The 19,790-nt window shown below is 70.5% G+C and carries 18 protein-coding genes; 10 read left to right on the plus strand and 8 right to left on the minus strand.

Features of this window, described 5'->3' with window-relative positions; all coding sequences use genetic code 11:
- Window positions 1-288: 288 nt before the first annotated feature.
- Window positions 289-1,191 carry a sulfite exporter TauE/SafE family protein gene (locus tag BLT25_RS00005; protein WP_091040752.1) on the plus strand — a complete coding sequence of 301 codons (903 nt, stop codon included), beginning with the start codon at window positions 289-291 and terminating at the stop codon, window positions 1,189-1,191.
- A 133-nt stretch (window positions 1,192-1,324) separates the two neighbouring features.
- The gene (locus BLT25_RS00010) at window positions 1,325-1,678 is read left to right on the plus strand and encodes a YciI family protein (RefSeq protein WP_091040754.1); all 354 of its coding nucleotides are present in this window, start codon (window positions 1,325-1,327) and stop codon (window positions 1,676-1,678) included.
- A gap of 8 nt (window positions 1,679-1,686) precedes the next feature.
- Here BLT25_RS00010 and BLT25_RS00015 read toward each other — a convergent pair whose 3' ends face one another.
- The 7 genes from BLT25_RS00015 to BLT25_RS00045 are packed head-to-tail and all read right to left on the minus strand — an operon-like array spanning window position 1,687 to window position 9,936.
- A complete protein-coding gene (locus tag BLT25_RS00015) occupies window positions 1,687-3,294 on the minus strand; it encodes a dipeptide ABC transporter ATP-binding protein (protein WP_091040756.1) in 1,608 nt (535 codons plus the stop codon).
- The gene (locus BLT25_RS00020; RefSeq protein WP_176883485.1) at window positions 3,291-4,427 is read right to left on the minus strand and encodes a serine hydrolase domain-containing protein; all 1,137 of its coding nucleotides are present in this window, start codon (window positions 4,425-4,427) and stop codon (window positions 3,291-3,293) included. Before BLT25_RS00020 ends, BLT25_RS00015 begins: the two co-directional genes overlap by 4 nt.
- Window positions 4,424-5,599 (minus strand): anhydro-N-acetylmuramic acid kinase, encoded by a 1,176-nt coding sequence (locus BLT25_RS00025; RefSeq protein WP_091040759.1) that lies wholly within the window; start codon window positions 5,597-5,599, stop codon window positions 4,424-4,426. The genes BLT25_RS00020 and BLT25_RS00025 overlap by 4 nt, the downstream gene beginning before the upstream one ends.
- Window positions 5,599-6,492, minus strand: a complete 894-nt coding sequence (murQ, locus tag BLT25_RS00030) for an N-acetylmuramic acid 6-phosphate etherase (RefSeq protein WP_091042311.1) — start codon at window positions 6,490-6,492, stop codon at window positions 5,599-5,601. Before murQ ends, BLT25_RS00025 begins: the two co-directional genes overlap by 1 nt.
- 17 nt (window positions 6,493-6,509) lie before the next feature.
- The gene (locus BLT25_RS00035) at window positions 6,510-7,394 is read right to left on the minus strand and encodes an ABC transporter permease (RefSeq protein WP_218131198.1); all 885 of its coding nucleotides are present in this window, start codon (window positions 7,392-7,394) and stop codon (window positions 6,510-6,512) included.
- Window positions 7,391-8,380 (minus strand): ABC transporter permease, encoded by a 990-nt coding sequence (locus BLT25_RS00040; RefSeq protein WP_218131199.1) that lies wholly within the window; start codon window positions 8,378-8,380, stop codon window positions 7,391-7,393. Before BLT25_RS00040 ends, BLT25_RS00035 begins: the two co-directional genes overlap by 4 nt.
- 5 nt (window positions 8,381-8,385) lie before the next feature.
- Window positions 8,386-9,936, minus strand: a complete 1,551-nt coding sequence (locus BLT25_RS00045) for an ABC transporter substrate-binding protein (RefSeq protein WP_218131200.1) — start codon at window positions 9,934-9,936, stop codon at window positions 8,386-8,388.
- A 152-nt stretch (window positions 9,937-10,088) separates the two neighbouring features.
- Here BLT25_RS00045 and BLT25_RS00050 point away from each other — a divergent pair, with 152 nt between their 5' ends.
- Window positions 10,089-10,967, plus strand: coding sequence for a MurR/RpiR family transcriptional regulator (locus tag BLT25_RS00050; protein WP_091042316.1), 879 nt, complete (start codon window positions 10,089-10,091; stop codon window positions 10,965-10,967).
- A gap of 9 nt (window positions 10,968-10,976) precedes the next feature.
- On the opposite strand, the gene BLT25_RS00055 is transcribed toward BLT25_RS00050, so the two are convergent.
- Complete coding sequence (locus BLT25_RS00055; protein WP_091040763.1) at window positions 10,977-11,915, minus strand: Lrp/AsnC family transcriptional regulator; 939 nt, start codon at window positions 11,913-11,915, stop codon at window positions 10,977-10,979.
- A gap of 193 nt (window positions 11,916-12,108) precedes the next feature.
- On the opposite strand from BLT25_RS00055, the gene BLT25_RS00060 reads away from it, so the two are divergent.
- The 7 genes from BLT25_RS00060 (at window position 12,109) to BLT25_RS00090 (ending at window position 19,782) form a co-directional block, all read left to right on the plus strand.
- The gene (locus BLT25_RS00060; RefSeq protein ID WP_091040765.1) at window positions 12,109-12,534 is read left to right on the plus strand and encodes a nuclear transport factor 2 family protein; all 426 of its coding nucleotides are present in this window, start codon (window positions 12,109-12,111) and stop codon (window positions 12,532-12,534) included.
- Window positions 12,531-14,084 (plus strand): purine-cytosine permease family protein, encoded by a 1,554-nt coding sequence (locus BLT25_RS00065; RefSeq protein ID WP_091040767.1) that lies wholly within the window; start codon window positions 12,531-12,533, stop codon window positions 14,082-14,084. Before BLT25_RS00060 ends, BLT25_RS00065 begins: the two co-directional genes overlap by 4 nt.
- A gap of 39 nt (window positions 14,085-14,123) precedes the next feature.
- Window positions 14,124-15,071, plus strand: a complete 948-nt coding sequence (speB, locus tag BLT25_RS00070; protein WP_091040768.1) for an agmatinase — start codon at window positions 14,124-14,126, stop codon at window positions 15,069-15,071.
- Window positions 15,068-16,693, plus strand: coding sequence for a thiamine pyrophosphate-binding protein (locus BLT25_RS00075; protein WP_091040770.1), 1,626 nt, complete (start codon window positions 15,068-15,070; stop codon window positions 16,691-16,693). The genes speB and BLT25_RS00075 overlap by 4 nt, the downstream gene beginning before the upstream one ends.
- 27 nt (window positions 16,694-16,720) lie before the next feature.
- Window positions 16,721-18,217, plus strand: a complete 1,497-nt coding sequence (locus BLT25_RS00080; protein ID WP_091040772.1) for a sodium:solute symporter family protein — start codon at window positions 16,721-16,723, stop codon at window positions 18,215-18,217.
- 75 nt (window positions 18,218-18,292) lie between these two features.
- Window positions 18,293-19,147 (plus strand): esterase/lipase family protein, encoded by an 855-nt coding sequence (locus tag BLT25_RS00085; protein WP_091040773.1) that lies wholly within the window; start codon window positions 18,293-18,295, stop codon window positions 19,145-19,147.
- Window positions 19,147-19,782 (plus strand): TetR/AcrR family transcriptional regulator, encoded by a 636-nt coding sequence (locus BLT25_RS00090; RefSeq protein ID WP_091040775.1) that lies wholly within the window; start codon window positions 19,147-19,149, stop codon window positions 19,780-19,782. The genes BLT25_RS00085 and BLT25_RS00090 overlap by 1 nt, the downstream gene beginning before the upstream one ends.
- Window positions 19,783-19,790 lie beyond the last annotated feature (8 nt).

Here is a 19,790-nt window from a genome sequence, read left to right on the forward strand (position 1 = left end):
AAACGAAGAACAGTCGCTAAGCGAGCTCTCCCGAGCAAGAGAACCGTGTTGGTCTCGACACGCCTCCGCCTAGCGGCTCCGGCGGCTCGACCAGCGGCGGCTCGACCAGCGGCGGCTCGACCAGCGGTGGGTTCCAGCGGTGGGTTCCAGCGGTGGGTTCCAGCGGTGGGCTCCAGCGGCTCGACCCGTCCGCCCGTCGAGACGCCCCAAGGCTCCCGGATGCACTATCTATAGTAAATAGCGTTACATTACTACTTCGCCATTTTCGATCGCACCTAGGAGGTACGCGTGGAGCGGCTTCTCATTTTCGCTCTTGTCGGTCTCGCGGCCCAGGCGGTCGACGGGTCGCTGGGCATGGCGTACGGGGTTACCTCGAGCACCCTGCTGGTCGCGACAGGGGTCGCGCCGGCGGTCGCCTCGGCGTCGGTGCACCTGGCCGAGGTCGGGACGACGTTCGCTTCGGGGGTCTCCCACTGGCGGCTCGGCAACGTCGACTGGAAGGTCGTGGCGAAGATCGCGATCCCGGGCGGCATCGGCGCGTTCGCCGGAGCAACCGTTCTCTCCAACCTCTCCACGGAGAGCGCGACGCCCTGGGTCGCCGGTCTCCTGCTCGTCCTGGGCCTCTACATCATCGCCCGCTTCGTCTTCGGCAAGCCGCCGGTCTTCATCCCGGGACGTCGCCCGGGGCTCGGTCTGCTCGCGCCGCTCGGTCTCTTCGGCGGCTTCATCGACGCGACCGGTGGTGGCGGCTGGGGTCCGGTGACCACGCCCACCCTGATCTCCAGTGGCACCCTGCACCCGCGCAAGGTGATCGGGTCGGTCTCCACCGCCGAGTTCGTCACGACGCTCTCGGCGAGCGTCGGGTTCCTCGTCGGACTGGCCGGGGAGGCGCTCGACTGGCGCGTCATCGGCGGTCTGCTCGTCGGCGGCGTGATCGCGGCCCCGTTCGCCGCCTACCTCGTCAAGCACCTCTCGCTGCCCATCCTCGGCGGCCTGGTCGGCAGCATCATCCTGGTCACCAACGGACGTACGCTGCTGCGCAACTTCGAGGCCGAGTCGGTCGCCGCCTACGGCGTTCTCTTCGCCGTCGCCGCCGTGATCGTCGCCATCGCGGTGCGGAAGTCCCGTGGCACGTCCGCAGGCGCCTCGGAGCGGGAGCCGGCGGCCGAGTCCGAGGCAGCCAACGCCTGAACGTGCTCGCATCTCGCCGCCCGCGCGGCCGGTGGAAAGTTCTTCCGATGTCGATGTCGAAGGAGAACGATGTGGTTCGACGCACATGTGTCGGCCACCGAGAAGCGGTTGGCCCCGAACTGAGGAGCACATCATGCCCCGTTTCATGGGTTTCGTGAGGATGGAAGAGGGAATCGGCCAGGCGCCGGAGGCCCTGTACAAGGCGATGGACGACTACATCGGCGCGCAGGCGGCGGCCGGACACTTCCTCGACGGCGGCGGTCTCTACGGCAGCGAGGACGCGGTGAACTTCCTGGTGGAGAAGGGCGAGGTCACCCGTGTCGACGGTCCGTACGCCGAGGCCAAGGAGGTCGTCGGCGGCTGGGCGCTGACGCGCTACGACACCCTCGAGGAGGCGATCGCCGGGCAGCGCGAGTTCGCGCAGCTGCACGCGACGTACTGGCCGGAGTGCAAGATCGTCGCCACCCTGCGCCAGATCTCCGACTAGCGCCGGCGCTAGGACGCCTGCTGGCGGGGCCGCGGTACGGCAGCGACGAGCTGCTGGGTGTAGGGATCCTGTGGGGAGTGGAAGACGGTGGCTGGGTCGCCGCTCTCGACGATCCTGCCGGCCCGCATGACGTAGACGTGGTGGGCGACGAGCTGGACGACGGCGAGGTCGTGGCTGATGAAGAGGTAGGAGAGACCCTGGTCGCGCTGCAGGCTGACCATCAGGTCGAGGATCTGCTCCTGGACGAGCACGTCGAGGGCGCTGACGGCCTCGTCCATGACGACGAGCTCGGGGTCGAGCGCGAGAGCACGCGCGATCGCGACGCGTTGGCGCTGGCCGCCGGAGAGCTCGTGCGGCCGGCGGTCGGCGTACGCCACGGGCAGGGCGACCCTGTCGAGCAGCGCCTCCACAGCCTTGCGGCGCGTGGTGGCGTCGCCGACGCCGTGGACGCGGAGGGGCTCGGAGATGACCTGGGCGATCGTGTAGCGCGGATCGAGGGAGGCGTACGGGTTCTGGAAGACCGGCTGGATGGCGCGCCGATAGGCGAGGAGGTCCTGACCGCGAAGACCGGAGAGGTCGGTGCCGCGGTAGCGGATGGTGCCGGCGTCGGCCCGTTCGAGGCGAAGCGCGAGGCGGGCCGCGGTGGACTTACCGGATCCGGACTCGCCGACGATGGCGACCGTACGTCCCTTGGGGATGGTCAGGTCGATGCCGTCGACGGCGCGGAGCTGCTCGCGTTGCCCGCGGATCCGGTAGCGGCGTACGGCACCGGACACCTCCAGGAGGGTCTCGGTCTCCTCGGTGGTGGTCGGCGGCGCGACCTTCACCTCGGACATCGCGGGCGCGGCGGCCAGCAACCGCTGGGTGTACTCATGCTGGGGAGAAGCGATGATCGCGGCCGCGTCACCGCTCTCGACGATCCGGCCGCGGTGCATGACGATGACCCGGTCGGCACGCTCGGCGGCCAGGGCGAGATCGTGGGTGATGAGGAGCACGCCGGTGCCGAGCTCGGTGGTGAGCGTGGTCATCTGGTCGAGGACGCGGCGCTGCACGGTGACATCGAGCGCAGATGTCGGCTCGTCGGCGAGGAGCACCTCGGGACGGCAGGCGAGCGCCATCGCGATGAGCACGCGTTGCCGCATCCCGCCGGAGAACTCGTGTGGATACTGCCGGTAGCGGGCGCCGGGGCGGTCGATCCCGGCCTGGCCGAGCAGGTCGACGGCACGTTCGCGGGCCGTGCGCCCGGACGCCAGACCGTGGACCTCCAGCGCCTCGGTGATCTGCGCGCCGACGGTCATCACGGGGTTCAGGTTGGTCATCGGGTCCTGCGGCACCAGGCCGATGCGTCTGCCGCGGATCGCGGTCATCGCCGACTCGGGTGCTCGGGTGATGTCGTGGTCGCCGAGGGCGATCGTGCCGGCGGTGATCCGGCCGTTGTCGGCGAGGAGTCGGTTGACGCAGGAGGCGAGCGTGGACTTGCCGGACCCGGACTCGCCGACGACGGCGACGGTCTCACCGGCCGCGAGGTCGAGGGAGATGTCGGTCAGTGCCTGAACCGGCCCCTGGCTGGTGTCGAAGGTGACCGAGAGGCCGCGTACGGACAGGACGGGGGTCATCGGTCCTCCTGGAGGCCGGCCGCGTCGAGCAGCACCGAGATGATCTCGGTGCCCGGCACGACGTCTGGGAGCCGGGTGGGGTTGTGGTCGAGCGAGCCGAGCGGACCGTGCAGGCGGGTCGCGCCGCCGGCGACGACGACACCGGTGGCGGGTGCGATGGCGAGGTAGGTGCCGGTGAAGCCGGGATGATGGAGGTAGCGGACATCACCGGCCCGGCCGAGGAAGGCGCCCAGCGCCTGCTCAGGATGCCTCGGGTGGGGCGTCGCGAAGCGGTCGACCACCTCGCGTGGCACGAAGGTCCCGTCGCACAGGGCCGCCCCGTACGTCAGCAGGTCATCGACGGTGGCGAACAGCCCGGCGTGCCCGGCGACGCCGTCGAGGGCGTGGGCGGTGTTGCCGTCGTCGACCTCTCCTCGGAGGTGATGGTCGCGCCATCCGGAGAAGCGGGCCGGTGGGATGCCGACGGGGTGCGGCTCGTCGGTGGCGAGCATGGCGTACTCGTAGGCGTCGCTGTCCGCGCTGGTGGCGGCGCGATCCGGGAGCACCGGGCCGTAGCGCGCGGAGAGTCCCAGGGGAGTGGCCACCAGCTGGTCGTACGCCTCGTCCAACCGCAGCGTGGTGGTCTGCTCGATCACCGCGCCGAGCAGGATCATGCCGAGGTCGGAGTAGGTCCAGCCGGCGCCGGGTGGGTAGGCCAGCGGGAGCTGCTGGACGAGCTGGATCGCCTCGTACCGGCTGCCGCCGGCCGCCGCGTAGAGAGGCCACCAGGGCCGCAGGCCGGCGGTGTGGGTCAGCAGCTGTTCGATGGTGACGCCGTCCTTCCCCTCATCGCGGAATGCGGGCAGGTGACGGCGCACCGGGTCGTTCAGCCGCAGGTCGTCGGCGGCGACCAGCCGCATCGTGATCGCGGTGGTGGCGGCGAGCTTGGTGACCGAGGCGAGGTCGAGCATGTGGTCAGGCCGCATCGGCACCCCGGGATCGCGTTCCGAGGGCAGCTGGGCCCAGCCGGAGGCCACGACCTCCGACCCGTTCGGCGTACGCAGCCCGAGAATCCCGCCGGCCGGGTGGCTGCCGTCGCCGCCGATGGTCAGCAGGCGGTCGGCGTACGCCTGGAGGGGGCCGCGGCTGGTCATCGCTCGAACACCAGCGTCGCGGGCCAGGCACCGATCGGAGGAGGGGGTGCGCTCGTGGGGATGATCTGGCCGAGGACACGGGGGCCGATCGCTCCGGTGCAGCTGGGCACGTTGCCGGCGAGACTGTGGACGCTCGCCCATCCGATGAGGGCGAAGGCGATCGCCTCCTTGGTGTCGGACGGTACGCCGAGGGCGTCGCTGGTGATGACCCGCACGCCGGGGAGGAGGTCGCCGAGCCGTCGCATCAGCACCGGGTTCCGTACGCCGCCACCCGAAGCGACCAGCACCTCGACGCCCGCCTGGGCCACCGCCTGGGACACGGAGACCGCGGTGACCTCGGTCAGCGTCGCGACCAGGTCGGGAAGAGAGGGGTCCAGTCCGGTCCGCGCGAGCCCGGCCCGGACGTAGTCGAGGTTGAACAGCTCCTTGCCGGTGCTCTTCGGCGCAGGCTGCCCGAAGAAGGGCGAGTCGAGCAGGTCGGCGAGCAGCACCGGGATCACGGTGCCGGCGGCGGCCAGCTCGCCGTCGCGGTCGAAGCCGGCCTCTCCGGGCGCGTCGGTGACCACGGCGTCGATGAGGGCGTTGGCGGGCCCGATGTCCCAGGCGACCGGATCCGCGGCTGGTCGGCGCACGGTGATGTTGGCGATACCGCCGAGGTTGAGCGCGGCCGCGACGGTCCCGTCCTCGGCCAGCGGCGCCAGCATCCGGACGTCCAGGAGGGGCACCAGCGGTGCGCCCTGCCCGCCGGCGGCGATATCGGCGGAGCGTACGTCCGAGACGACCGTGGCACCGGTGGCCTCGGCGATCCAGGCGGGCTGCCCGATCTGAAGCGTGCCGAGCGCACGGCCGCTCTCGACCCAGTGATAGGCGGTCTGACCGTGCGTGCAGACGACGTCGACCGAGCCGGCCTCCTCGACGGCCTGCCGTGCGGCTGCGGCGAAGGCCTGTCCGATCCTCGTGTCGAGCTCGCACACGACGTCGAAACCGACCGGCGCGGGAGGCAGGGCTTCGATGAGCCGCTCTCGAAGATCCGGCGGGTAGGGCACCGAGCTGTGGTGAACGATCCGTGCGCGCAGCACGTCCGCGTCGATGTCGACGTCGAAGGCGAAGTCGACGATCGCGACGTCGATCCCGTCGTGGGAGGTCCCGGAGATCATGCCGAGCACGCGCATCAGCCACGCTCCTCGATAACGGTCCGCAGCCGGCCATCGGCCAGCTCGAGCGCCTGTGACGCCTCGGCGGGGGAGAGGCCGGTGAGGATCGTCGCGATCGCCAGCTTGGCATGCCAGCCCGAGTCGCCGAGCGCCCGGACCGCGGTCGCGTCGTCGGCGCCGGTGGCCTCGGTGACCATCCGGATGGCCCGATGCCGAAGCTTGGCGTTGTTGGCCCGCATGTCGACCATCAGCGAGCCGTACGTCTTCCCGAGCTGCACCATGGTGGCGGTGGAGATCATGTTGAGCACCATCTTGGTGGCGGTGCCGGCGCCGAGCCGGGTCGATCCGGAGACGACCTCGGGGCCGACCGGCACCTCGATGCCGTGGGTGGCGACGCGCGCCAGTGGCGTGCCGAGATTGCAGGCGAGCCCCACGGTGAGCGCGCCGTTGTCGGCGGCGTGGGCGAGGGCGCCGAGGACATAGGGCGTACGTCCGCTCGAGGCGATCCCGACGACCGTGTCGAGCGGCCCGACGCCGAGAGCGGCCAGGTCGGCCGCCCCGGCCTCGGCATCGTCCTCGATCCCTTCGGCCGCACTGAAGAGCGCCGCCGGGCCGCCGGCGATGACGCCGACGACGACGTCGTCGAGCCCGAAGGTGGGCGGCACCTCCGAGGCGTCGAGCACCCCGAGCCGGCCCGAGGTGCCCGCGCCCACGTAGATCAGCCGCCCGCCGTCCCGCATCCGGGCGGTCGCCGCGGTCACGGCCGCCGCGATCGAGGGCAGTGCGGAGCGTACGGCGGTGGCGACCGTCGCGTCGCGCTCGTTCATCAACGCGACCAGGTCGGAGGCGGAGAGCTGGTCGATCTCCGGTCCGCCGGATCTGGACGCCTCGGTGGTGAGTGCGTCGAGCATCGACTCGTCCTCTGGATTCACTTGCTGCCTCCTCGTGGGTCGAGTGCGGCCCGGAGTCCGTCCCCGAGCAGGTTCAGCCCGACCACCGCGAGGATCAGCGCGGCGCCGGGGGCGTACAGCATCCACGGAGCGACGCTCGTCAGCGTCTGCGCTTCGTAGATCATGCCGCCGAGCGACGCCGCCGGGGGAGGGGTGCCGAAGCCGAGGAAGCTGAGGGCCGCCTCGGTGAGGATCGCCCAGGACAGTGACAGGGTGACCTGGACGACCAGGATGCCGAGGATGTTGGGAAGCACGTGCACGAAGAGGGTGGAGAGCCGAGTGCGGCCGACGGCCGTCGCGGCGAGCACGTACTCGGCGTGGCGCAGCGTCAGGACGGGGCCGCGGGCGACCCGCGCGAAGATCGGGAGGTAGACCACGGCGATCGCGATCGCCACCGTCAGCCAGCTGCGTCGCAGGGTGGCGGCGAGAGCGAGGGCGAGCAGCAGCGAGGGGAAGGCGAACAGCACGTTGGTGATCACGCCGACAGCCCGGTCGAGGATTCCCTGGTAGTAGCCGGCGAGGATCCCGAGGAGCACCCCGCCGAGCGCCGCCACGGTCACCGAGACGATCGCGACCCGCAGCGAGTTGGCCAGGCCGGAGCAGACCCGCGCGAAGATGTCACGGCCGAACTGGTCGGTGCCGAACCAATGGGTCCCGCTGGGACCCTGCAGGGCCTCCGAGACCTCCTGCGCGGCCGGATCCGGTCCGAACCCGGCCGCAGACAGGAGCGCGAGAGTCGTCACGATCGCCATCAGAACGAGGCCGACGATCCCGCCCGGCGTACGAAATGCCTGACGCCACCGGCCGGAGGCCCGGGTCGTGGGGACCTCCGGCACCTCGTGCATGTCTGCTGCCGCGCTCATTGAACTCGCACCCTCGGGTCGACCAGCCGGTAGATGACGTCGGTGAGGAGGTTGACCAGGACGAACATCACCGCGATCACCAGCACCGTCGACTGGACCACGGCGTACTCCTTCTGTTCGAGGCCGAGCAGCACCTGGCGCCCGATGCCGGGGATCGCGAAGATCTGCTCGACCACCAGTGCTCCGCCGAGGAGGAAGCCGAACTGCAGGCCGCTCATCGTCACCACCGGGATCAGGGCGTTGCGGAGGATGTGGCGCACCTGCAGCCGCCGGGCCGGCACGCCTTTGGCGCGAGCGGTTCGGATGAAGTCCTCCGAACGGACGGCGAGGATCGCGGCGCGGGTCGTCTGCAGGATCGGCGGGGCGATGCTGATCCCGAGGACGAGCGCGGGGAGCAGCATCTGCTGCAGGTTGAGGAGGGGATCCTCGCCGAGCGTGCGGTAGCCCTCGCCGTTGGGATACCAGCCGATCGTGTTCACCAGCCAGCTCGACACCGCGGCGGCGAGCAGGAACGACGGCACCGACAGCGCGACCAGGCTGGTCAGCTGGCTGATCTGGTCGCGCGCACGCCCGGGGCGGCTCGCCGCCAGCATTCCGCCGGGTACGCCGAGGACGAGGCCGATCCCGATGGCGAGCACGGCCAGCTCGATGGTGTTCGGCAGGGACTGGGCGGTCATCGACAGCACACTCAGGTGTGAGGTCGCCGAGACCCCGAGGTTGCCGGTGAGCACGCCGCCGAGCCAGCCCAGGTACTGGGACAGGAGCGGCTCGTTGAGACCGTAGTAGGCCTCCAGTGCCTGAAGCTGCTCCGGGGAGAGGTCACCTGCAGCCGTGCCGTACGCCGCGGTGATCTGGTCCCCCGGGACCACCCGCAGCAGCACGAAGGTGAGTATCGAGACCCCGATGAGCGTCACCGCCGCCTCCCCGGCACGCCGTGCCACCGGGTGACGCCCGAGAGCGCCGGCCCGGTGGGTCAGGCTCGACACCGCGCTCAGGAGACCGACGCCTTCCACAGCGTCGCGATCGAGGCGTCTGCGCGCTCCTCCAGGCCCTCGACGCGCTTGTTGGACACGACGTACATCTCCGGGGTGAACAACCACACCCAGGCCGCCTGGTCGACCAGCTGTTGGGAGATCTCCGCGTAGATCGGCTTGCGGGCGGCGGTGTCGGTCGTGGCGATCCCCTCGGCGAAGAGCTTGTCGAGCTCCGGCGAGCTGTAGCCGGCGACCTTGTTGAAGCTGCCCGCCTTGGTGAAGTAGCGGCTGTACATCGTGTTCGGGTCCGAGCTGCCGCCGTTCATCGCGATCGCGGCATCGAAGTCGGCCGCCAGCCAGCGCTCGACGTAGGCGTTGGAATCCAGCGCCTCGACATCGACCTTGATCCCGACCTTGCCGAGCTGGGCCTGGAGGTTCTGTGCCTCGTCCACCGCGGTGGAGTAGAGACCTTGGGAGGTCATCAGTTTCAGCGTGAACCCGTTCGGCTTGCCCGCCTTGGCCAGGTAGTCCTTCGCCTTGTCGAGGTCCTGCTCGGGGCACGGTTGCGCCTCCGGGTCGGAGCGGTACTCCGGCGAGGTGATCGGCCCGCTCGGCTTACCCGATCCCAGAGCCGCGGAGTCGATCACGTCCTGGCGGGAGACGGCGCACTGGATCGCGAGCCGGGCGTTGGGGTCCGACAGCGTCGGTGAGGTCGCCCGCAGCTGCAGCACGTGGTAGGACAGCGAGTCGACCGTCATGCTCGTGGTCTCGGCCGAGGTCGCCGTCTTCGCGGTCACCGGGTTGTCGAAGATCGCCACGTCCACCGAGCCGGTCTTCAGCGAGGACACCATCGACTGCTCGTCGGGGATGATACGGAACTCGACCGTGGCCGCACCGGGTTCGCCCGCGAAGTAGTCGGCGTTGCGCGTGAGCGTGATCGACTCGTTCGGGGTGCGGCTCTTGAACTGGTACGGCCCCGACCCGACGGGCTTGGACTCCAGGCTCTTCGGGTCCACGTCGGAGGGCACGATCGCGGTGTTCACCCCGGTGAGTCCGGACACGAAGGAGGCGTCGGGCTGCTTCAGGGTCACCACGACCGTCTGCGGGTCAGGTGCCTCGATGCCGGCCACCGAGGCGAAGTACGACGCCGAGCTCGCGCTCGAGGCAGGGTCGATGATCTTCTCGTAGGTGTACTTCACATCGGCGGAGTCGAGGTCGGAGCCGTCCCCGAAGGTGACGCCGTCCTGGATGGTGAAGGTGTAGGTCTTCCCGTCCTCCGAGATTTCCGGCAGGTCCGCGAGCCCGGCCTCCGGGACACCGTCGGCGTCGGTGTTGATCAGGGGGCTGTAGATCTGCGACAGCACCTGGATCGACTGGGTCGAGGTCGCGGTCCAGGGGACCATCTGTGCCGGGTCGGCAGAGATCCCGAAGACGAGGGTGCCGTTGGCGTCAGCGCTGTCTTCGCCGCCGCTGCCGCAGCCGGCGAGACCGGCTGCCAGCAAGCTGGCCGCGAGGGCGGTGGCGACCGTTGCGTGGGTGCGTTGTCCGTGTCGTCGCTGCGTGCTCACGGATCCTCCTAGGGTGGGGCCACGAGGTCGGGCTCTTGCCTGCAGTGGCGTGTGCCCGCGGATCTGACGACCGTATGACAAAATCTTTCCGCCGTGAACCACTCGTGGTCAATTATTGACAACTTGTGGTGGTCGAGCCGAACGAGGAGACGATGAGCGAAGACATCCTGGTGCGCCTGAGACGGGCCCTGCCCGGTCTGCGGCCGAGCGAGCGTCGTCTGGCAGAGGCGGCGCTGGCGGATCCGGGCGCGATCGCCGCACTGACCATCACCGAGCTCGCGAGTCGGCACGAATCCTCGACCGCCACCGTCACCAGGCTGTGTCGCAGCCTCGGCTTCACCGGCTACTCGGCGTTCAGGCTGGCACTGGCTCGGGCCGGCGCGAACGAGGCCGGCCGCCGGATCGAGTTCGGCGTCTCCGACGGGGACATCGACCCGGCCGACACGACCCGAGACGTCGTACGCAAGCTCGCCTATCAGGAGGCGCGAGCCATCGAGGAGACCGCTGACAGGCTCGACATCGACGAGCTCGACCGGGTCGTCGCGGCGATCACGACCGCTTCGGTCCTCGACGCCTACGGATCGGCCTCCAGCGGCCTGGCCGCGCAGGACCTCCAGCAGAAGCTGCGTCGTATCGGCTACCAGGTCAACGCCTGGGCCGACGCCCACCTCGCCCTCACCAGCGCCGCGGTGCTCCCCGCCGATGCCGTAGCCATCGCGTTCTCCCACTCCGGGGAGACCGAGGAGGCCATTTCCGCCCTGCGCACCGCCGCCGCCCGGGGCGCCTTCACCGTCGCCGTCACCAACTTCCCCGACTCCCCGTTGGCCGAGCTCGCCGATGCCACACTCGCCACCGTCTCCCGCGAGACCCGGTTCCGCTACGGCGCGATGTCCAGCCGGATGGCCCAGCTCGTGATCGTCGACGCGATCTTCCTCGGCGTTGCCCGCGAGAATCCGGACGATGTCACTGCCGCGCTCGAGGCGACGCTGGACGCGGTCTCTGTCCGGCGCATCCACCCGCCCAGAGGCTGAGCCTCCGTATCAGGCGCCGCCGAGGTGCAGGGAGGCGTACGTCTCCTTGACGAAGCGGAGGTGGCTCCAGGTCTCCGCCTCGCGGACGCCGGTGAGCTCGCGGATGTGGTCGAGGACGCCGACGAGGTCGCCGGAGGTGGCGGTGCTGACCGTGAGCAGGGCGTCGTAGCGACCGAGGGTCCGGGCCACGAAGGTCACCGACGGGAGCTCGGCGAGCTGCGCGGCGATCGGGCGGTGGGCGGCGCCGTCGAGACGGAGCCCGACTCCGGTGGCCGTACGCCGCTCCTGACCCGAGTGGCGCACGACGGCGCCCACCCGGACGATGTTCCCGTCGAGCAGGCGCACCACCCGGCGACGAGTGCCGGCGGGGGAGAGGCCGACGCTCGCGGCCAGGTCGACGTAGGAGGCACGGCCGTTCGCCTGCAGTGCGCGCAGCAGGGCGTAGTCGGTGTCGTCGAGCGAGCCGGCCGCCGGGGCCGGACCGACCGGGGCGGCGACGTCGCGGATGACCTCGGTGTAGAGCAGGGTCTCGGTGGTGACGATGCCGTCGATCGTCCGCACCTCGGCGAGGGCGTCGTCGATCCGGCCGATGTCCTTCGCCCGCAGCTCCAGCACCAGGGCGTGGTGGCCGCTGGTCATCGAGACCAGGGTGGTGTCCTCGCGCGCTGCGGCCGCCTGTGCGACGTGGGTCGCGGAGCCATTCACGGTGACCGAGACGTGGGCGAGCACGTCATGGCCGAGGACGGCCGGGTGGACGACGCCCCGGACGTCGATGTGCCCCTCGTTCAGCAGCCGCTGGACCCGGGTGGCCGCCGCTGACCGGGACAGGCCGACCTGGGCGGCGATCTCGCGGTGGGTGAGACGACCGTCCTTCTCGAGCAGAACGAGGATCGCCTCATCGGTCCGGTCGGGGATGCCGGGGACGTCCGGAGAAAATTGGTTCGACATTTTTTGAGCGCGTCTCCAAGGTCGGATCGATCCTCATGGGCGGGGATCTGGTGCGATTATGACGGATGGTCCGCGCTTCGCCGTCATATCGACAGCTATTACGGTCAGGTTAAGAACGAAACGATTGCCGCGGTGCTCGGGATGCTCTTAGAGTGACGCAGATCTCGGCCGACCCACAGACCCAGGAGGCCCGGTGTCCACGATCACCGCCCCATCAGCCACGCTGACCGAGTCGCAGGTCCACGAGGCCGCCGACCGGCTCGTCGCGGCCTTCGCCGCGACCGACACCGCGGCCTACTTCGCGTGCTTCGCCGCCGAGGCCAGCTTCGTCTTCCACACCGAGCCGCGTCGGCTCGATGACCGCGCTGCCTACCATCGACTCTGGGCCGCCTGGGTCGCCGAGGGCTGGCGGGTCGAGTCCTGCCGGAGCAGCGCCCGTCTCGTCCAGATCCACGGCGAGACCGCGGTCTTCAGCCACGACGTCCTCACCACCACCTCGACGGGCGGACCCGCCGAGACCACCCTGGAGCGCGAGACGATCGTCTTCCGGCTCATCGACGGCGACCTTCTCGCCGTGCACGAGCACCTGTCCGCGCGGCCGAGCGAGGACCAGCGATGACTACGCAGCCCCAGCCGCCCAAGGTCACCGAGGTCGAGCAGCACGGCGTCGAGCCGATCCCCGACCCCGAGCGCAGCGCCCGGCCGCTCGACCTGTTCCGGCTCACCTTCGGCGGCGCCAACACGATCGCCACCGTGGTGCTCGGCAGCTTCCCGATCCTGTTCGGGCTCTCCTTCGCGCACGGCCTGATGGCCACGCTGCTCGGGCTGCTCCTCGGCGCCGTCGTCCTCGCCCCGATGGCCCTGTTCGGCCCGCGCAACGGCACCAGCAACTCGGTCAGCTCCTCGGCCCACCTCGGTGTGCACGGCCGGATCGTCGGCTCGTTCCTCTCCCTGCTCACCGCGCTCGCGTTCTTCTCGATATCGGTGTGGAGCTCGGGCGACGTGCTCGTCGGCGGCGCCAACCGCGCGGTCGGGCTGCCGGAGAACGACCTGACCCTGGCGCTGGCGTACGGCCTGTTCGCCGTGCTCGTCCTGGTCGTGTGCATCTACGGCTTCCGGTTCATGCTGCTGGTCAACAAGATCGCCGTGATCGCCGCGACCGTGCTCTTCCTGCTCGGCATCGTCGCTTTCGCCGGCGACTTCGACCCCGGTTACGCCGGTGTGTTCGGCTCCGGTTCGGAGGCGTTCGGCGAGCCCGGCTTCTGGGCGGCGTTCGTCGGCTCCGCGCTGATCGTGATGTCCAACCCGGTCAGCTTCGGCGCTTTCCTGGGCGACTGGGCCCGCTACATCCCCCGCGAGACCCCGGGCCGCTCCTCGATGGCCGCCGCCTTCCTGGCACAGATCGCCACCCTCGTACCGTTCTGCTTCGGCCTGGTCACCATGACGATCATCGCCACCCGCGAACCCGAGATCTTCGCCTCCGGTGCGTACGCCTCCGGCCTGCTCGCGATCGCGCCCGGCTGGTACTTCGTGCCGGTCGCCCTGATCGCCCTGATCGGTGGCATGTCGACCGGCACCACCGCGCTCTACGGCACCGGCCTGGACTTCTCCAGCGTCTTCCCGCGCTTCAACCGCGTCCAGTCCACGGTGCTGATCGGCGTCTTCGCGATCGGGGTCATCTTCATCGGCCGCTTCGTCTTCGACGTCGTCTCCAGCATCTCGACCTTCGCCGTCCTCATCGTCAGCTGCACCGTCCCCTGGATGATGGTGATGATGGTCGGCTGGTACGTCCGGCGGGGCTGGTACGACTCCGATGCTCTCCAGGTCTTCAATCGCCGCCAGCGCGGTGGCCGCTACTGGTTCGCCCACGGCTGGAACTGGCGCGGCCTGGCCGCCTGGCTGGTCGCGGCCGCCGTCGCGCTCACCTTCGTGAACCTGCCCGGCCAGTTCGTCGGTCCGGCCGCCTCGCTGATCCCCGGCGGGGTCGACATCTCGATCCCGCTCGGGATGGGCCTGGCCGCGCTGCTCTACCTGGGACTGCTCTTCGCCTTCCCCGAGCCGCGCGACGCCTACGGGCCCGACGGCGCCCGTCTGGTCCCGACCGGACCGGCCGCGAACACCCCCGTCACCTCGGTAGAGGGGCCTGCGCCCGCTGCCGTCGTCGGCTGATCCACCTCGCCACACCGCACCACCCAAGGAGAACCACCCATGCCCATCGGGCCCCTCGACGCCTCCAAGAACCCCCGCTACGCCGGCTTCGCGACATTCGCGCGGCTGCCCCGCCTCGACGAGGTGGAGCACGCCGACATCGCGGTCGTCGGGGTCCCGTTCGACACCGGCGTCTCCTACCGGCCGGGTGCCCGCTTCGGCCCATCGCACGTGCGGGAGTCGTCGCGCCTGCTGCGTCCCTACAACCCGGCGCTGGACGTCTCGCCGTTCGCCTCGGCCCAGGTGGTCGACGCGGGGGACATCGCGGCCAACCCGTTCCACATCAACGAGGCGCTCGACACCGTCCAGGCCTCGGCGCTCGAGCTCACCGCAGGCGGAACCCGGCTGGTGACGATCGGTGGCGACCACACCATCGCCCTGCCGCTGCTGCGGGCCGCCGCCGAGCGCCACGGCCCGGTCGCGCTGGTGCACTTCGACGCCCACCTGGACACCTGGGACACCTACTTCGGGGCCGAGTACACCCACGGCACCCCGTTCCGGCGGGCGGTGGAGGAGGGCATCCTCGACACCGAGGCGCTGTGCCACGTCGGCACCCGGGGCCCCCTCTACGGCAAGAAGGACCTCGAGGACGACCGCCGCTTCGGCTTCGGGATCGTCACCTCCTCCGACGTCTTCCGCCAGGGCGTCGACGAGGTGGTGGAGAAGATCAGGAAGCGCGTCGGCAACCGGCCCGTCTACGTCTCGGTCGACATCGACGTCCTCGACCCGGCGCACGCCCCGGGCACCGGCACCCCCGAGGCCGGCGGGCTCACCTCCCGTGAACTGCTCGAGATCCTCCGCGGCTTCGTCGGCCTGAACCTGATCGGCGCCGACGTGGTCGAGGTCGCCCCGGCGTACGACCACGCCGAGCTGACCGGGGTCGCCGCCTCGCACGTGGCCTACGACCTGGTCTCGCTGCTCGCGATGCGCCACTCGGGTCAGGCATGACGGCACGCAACGGCGGTGACGTCACCGTCGAGAGCCTGACCGCCCGCGGCGCGACCCACGTGTTCGGCATCCCGGGCCAGCACGCACTCGGTCTCTTCGACGCCATCCGCCGCAGCGACCTGACCTTCGTCTCCTCCCGAGTCGAGAACAACTCGGTCTTCGCGGCCGACGGCTACGCGCGGACGACCGGCCAGGTCGGGGTGGTGTTCTGCTCCACCGGACCGGGAGCGCTCACCGCGCTGGGCGCGCTCCAGGAGGCGTACGCCGCCTGCGTCCCGATCCTGATGATCACCAGCCAGATCCCGCGCGACGGGCTCGGGGGTGCCCGCAAGGGCTACCTGCACCAGCTCGACGACCAGCAGGCCAGCGCCCGCAACGTCACCAAGTCCACCGCCGTCGTCCGTGACGCGGCCGCCATCCCGGGCGTCCTCGCCGATGCGTGGGCGACCGCCCAGGAGGCGCCGGCCGGTCCGGTCTGGGTCGAGATCCCGCAGGACGTGCTCCTGGAGGAGGTCACCGTGCCGCCGGTGACCTTGCTCGAGGCAGAGGTGCCCGCACCGCGGCGGCCCCGGCCGGAGGCCAACGCCGAGGCGGCCCGCCTGCTCGCAGCGGCCGAGCGCCCGGTGATCCTCGCCGGAGGAGGCGTACGCCGCTCCGCCGGAGCCCCGCAGGCGCTGGTCGCCCTCGCCGAGCTCCTCGACGCACCGGTGGTCTCGACCTCCGGGGGCAACGGCTCGATCCCGCTCGCGCACCCGCTGAGCGCGGCCGCGTGGATCGAGGACCGGTACACCACCGAACTGCTCGACGATGCGGATGTCCTGCTCGCGATCGGCACCTCGTTCGGCGAGGTGACCAGCAACTACGGCACCTTCGCCCCGCGCGGACGGGTGATCCAGGTGGACGCCGAGGCTCGCGTCCTCGGCTCCAACCACGGCGTGCTCGGCGTCCACGCCGATGCCGCCGCGGCTCTCACCGATCTGGCCGCGGCGCTTCCCGGTGCCGGCTCCGAGCCGGGCCCGAGGCGATCCGGTGCCCGTGTCGCCCAGGACCTGCGTGCCCGGGTCCAGGCCCGGCTCGACGCCCAGGACCTCGCCGCCGAGCAGCGGCTGCTCGCCGACCTGCGCGCGGCGGTCCCCGACGACACCGACACCTTCTGGGACATGACCATCGCGGCGTACTGGGCCTGGTCGGCCTGGGACCCGCGCACGGGCGGCTTCCACACCGCACAGGCGTCCGGAGGTCTCGGCCTCGCCCTTCCCGCTGCGATCGGAGCCGCGGTCGGGACCGGTCGGCGTACGTTCGCGGTCACCGGAGACGGCGGCGCGATGTACTCCATCGCGGAGCTCGCCACTGCCCGCCAGCACGATGCCGAGGTCACCTGGCTCGTGATCGACGACGGCGGCTACGGGATCCTGCGCGAGTACATGACCGGGGCCTTCGGTGCCGCCACCGCCACCGAGCTCGCCCGGCCGGACTTCGTCCGGCTCGCCGAGGCGTTCGGCATCCCTGTCCGAGCCGCCACCTCGGAGACCGTCGGCGAGATCGTCGCCGACACCTTCGCCGCCAGCGGGCCCGCCGTCGTGGTCCTTCCGACGACCCTCCGCATGTTCGCCGCCACCTGACCGCCCACCTCGATCTGGAGCCCCCACATGGATCTCACCATCATCGTCATCTACCTCGCCGCCATGGTCGCCTTCGGCTGGTGGGGCAAGAGCCGGACCCAGGACAGCTCCGACTTCCTCGTCGCCGGCCGCCGGCTGGGTCCGGTGCTCTACACCGGCACCATGGCCGCAGTCGTACTCGGCGGTGCCTCGACCGTCGGCGGCGTCGCGCTCGGCTACGAGTACGGCATCTCCGGGGCCTGGCTGGTCGCGGCGATCGCGTTCGGCGTCCTGGCGCTGAGCCTGTTCTTCGCCGGCAGGATCCAGCGGCTGCGGATCTTCACCGTGGCCCAGATGCTGGCGCTGCGCTACGGCGTCGGAGCGACCGCGGCCTCTGGCGTGGTCATGATGGCCTACACCCTGATGCTCACCGTCACCTCCACGATGGCGTACGCGACCGTGTTCAACGTCCTCTTCGGCACCGACCGGGTCGTCTCCATCCTGATCGGCGGCGTCATCGTGGTGATCTACTCCAGCATCGGCGGGATGTGGTCGATCACCCTGACCGACATGGTGCAGTTCGCGCTGAAGACCATCGGTGTCTTCTTCCTGCTCCTGCCCTTCACCTGGAACCACGCCGGCGGCCTGGACGGGATCAAGGCCCGTGCCGCGGACTCGGTCTTCGACCTCGGTGCGATCGGCACGGGGACCATCATCACCTACGTCGTCGTCTACACCCTGGGCATGCTGATCGGGCAGGACATCTGGCAGCGGGTCTTCACCGCCCGTTCGCCGCAGGTGGCGCGCTGGGGCGGCACCGCAGCCGGTGTCTACTGTCTGCTCTACGGTGTGGCCGGCGCCCTGATCGGTGCCGCGGCCTCCACCTTCATCACCGTCGACAACCGCGACGACGCCTACGCCACCATCGCCGAGTCGATCCTCCCTGTCGGCATCAGCGGGCTGGTGCTCGCCGCCGCGGTCGCCGCGATGATGTCGACCGCCTCGGGTGCGCTGATCGCGACGGCGACCGTGGCGCGCACGGATGTGCAGCCGCTGCTCGCCCGACTCGTCGGACGCACCCCGGCGCTGGTCCAGGACGAGGCGGAGAACCCCGAGCACGACGTGCTCGCCAACCGGATCTACGTCGTCGTGATCGGCCTCGTCGTCGTCGTCATCTCGTCCCTTCTCGACGATGTCGTCTCGGGCCTGACGATCGCCTACGACATCCTCGTCGGCGGTCTGCTGGTCCCGATCCTCGGTGGCTTCCTGTGGCGCCGCGGGACCGGCGCCGGCGCGGTGACGGCGATGGTCGCCGGCACCGTCGCCACGCTGGGGACCATGGCGATCGTCGGCGACGTGCTCGCCAACGAGCCGGTCTACGCAGGCCTCGCCGCCAGCGCCGTGGCGTACGTCGTCGTCAGCCTGCTCACCCGCCCGACCGACCCCGCGGTGATGCGGGAGTGGACCGATCGGCTCGCAGGTCGAGAGAGCTCGGACGGATCCGGCGTCGCGGCCGTTCTGGCCACCGAGGAGCGACCTATCTGAAAATGTGCATTGTCAAATGCACGCGCTCGTCCTAGGGTCGGCTGTGTCCGGTTCGCCTGGAGAGAGTGGTCTGCCATGCTCAAGCGTTCTGCCGTCATCCGTGCCGCCGTGGGGCTGCTCGCGGCCTCGACCCTGCTGATCGCCCCACCTGCGCAGGCGGCGGGCGGCGTCAATGACGCCGCGTGCCGGCCATCGGCCGACCACCCCAACCCGGTCGTCTTCCTGCACGGGCTGGGAGCCAACAAGGACGAGGACCTCAACTTCCTCCAGGCCGACGTCGCGGCCCAGGGCTACTGCACCTACAGCCTGACCTACGGCGCCGGCGCCTACGGCCCGTTCGTCGGCGGCGTCGGTGACATCGCCAGGTCGGCGGCGCAGATCAAGGCGTTCGTCCAGGACGTGCTGAGGCAGACCGGCGCCGCGAAGGTCGACCTGGTCGGCCACTCCGAGGGAGGGTTCCAGACGCTCTACGTCACCAAGACGCAGGGCATCTCCGACCGGATCGACAAGGTCGTCGCCATCGCGCCGCCGACCCACGGCACCACCTTCGCCGGGCTCTACCGGCTCGGCATGGCCCTGGGCGCGGACGATCTGGCCGGACAGGTCCTGACCACCTTCGGCTGCGTGGCCTGCACCCAGCTGGTCACCGACGGCAGCGCCGTACGCACCCTGACGAGCGGCCCGATCGCGCAGCCCGGCGTGACGTACACGATCATCCAGTCGAGGTACGACGAGCTCGTCACGCCCACCGAGACCTCCTTCGTGCGCGAGCCGGGCGTCACCAACACCTACGTGCAGGACGTCTGCCCGTACGACCCGGTCGGCCACATCGGCGAGGCCTACGACACCAACGTCTGGCACCTGGTCAAGAACGCTCTCGACCCGGCCGACGCCGCCCCGTTCGTCTGCTCGGTCGGGTCGCCCGGCTGATGGCGCAGGAGGGCCGGTCCTACGGCGGGCTGACCCGCGAGGAGCGTGACGCGCAGCGCCGCCAGCGGCTTCTGGAGACCGCCACGGAGATCATCGGCACGCAGGGCTACGCGGCGACCACGATCCCGGGTGTGTGCGCCGCCTCCAAGGTGTCGACGCGGCACTTCTACGAGATCTATCCCGGCAAGGAGGATCTCTTCGTCGACCTCTACGACCGGATCACCGCGGACTCCTACGCGCGAGTGGCGACATCCTTGGCGGCGACCACCGGGAAGCCGATCTTCGAGCGGGTGCCGGCGGCGGTGCTGGCCTATCTCGACCCGATGCTCAAGGACCGCCGCGTCGCCCGGATCGCGTTCGTGGAGATCATGGGCGCGAGCCCACGCATCGAGAAGCTCCGGCTCGACTATCGCGAGACCTTGGTCGACATCGTGGGCACCGAGTGCACCGCCTCCGTGGGACGGGGCGAGATCCTCGATCGGGACTGGCGCTTCGCCGCGCTGGCTCTGGTGGGTGCGGTGACCGCCATCGTCTACGACTGGGCGCTGCATCAGCCGCGCTCGGGCCGCGAGGCGCTCGAGAACCAGCTGGCCGATCTCGCGCTCGTCCTGCTGACCGCGGACCCGCCTGCCTAGGGTTGCCC

This window comes from Nocardioides sp. YR527 (genome assembly GCF_900101045.1).
In the GTDB taxonomy this organism is placed as follows: Bacteria; Actinomycetota; Actinomycetes; order Propionibacteriales; family Nocardioidaceae; genus Nocardioides.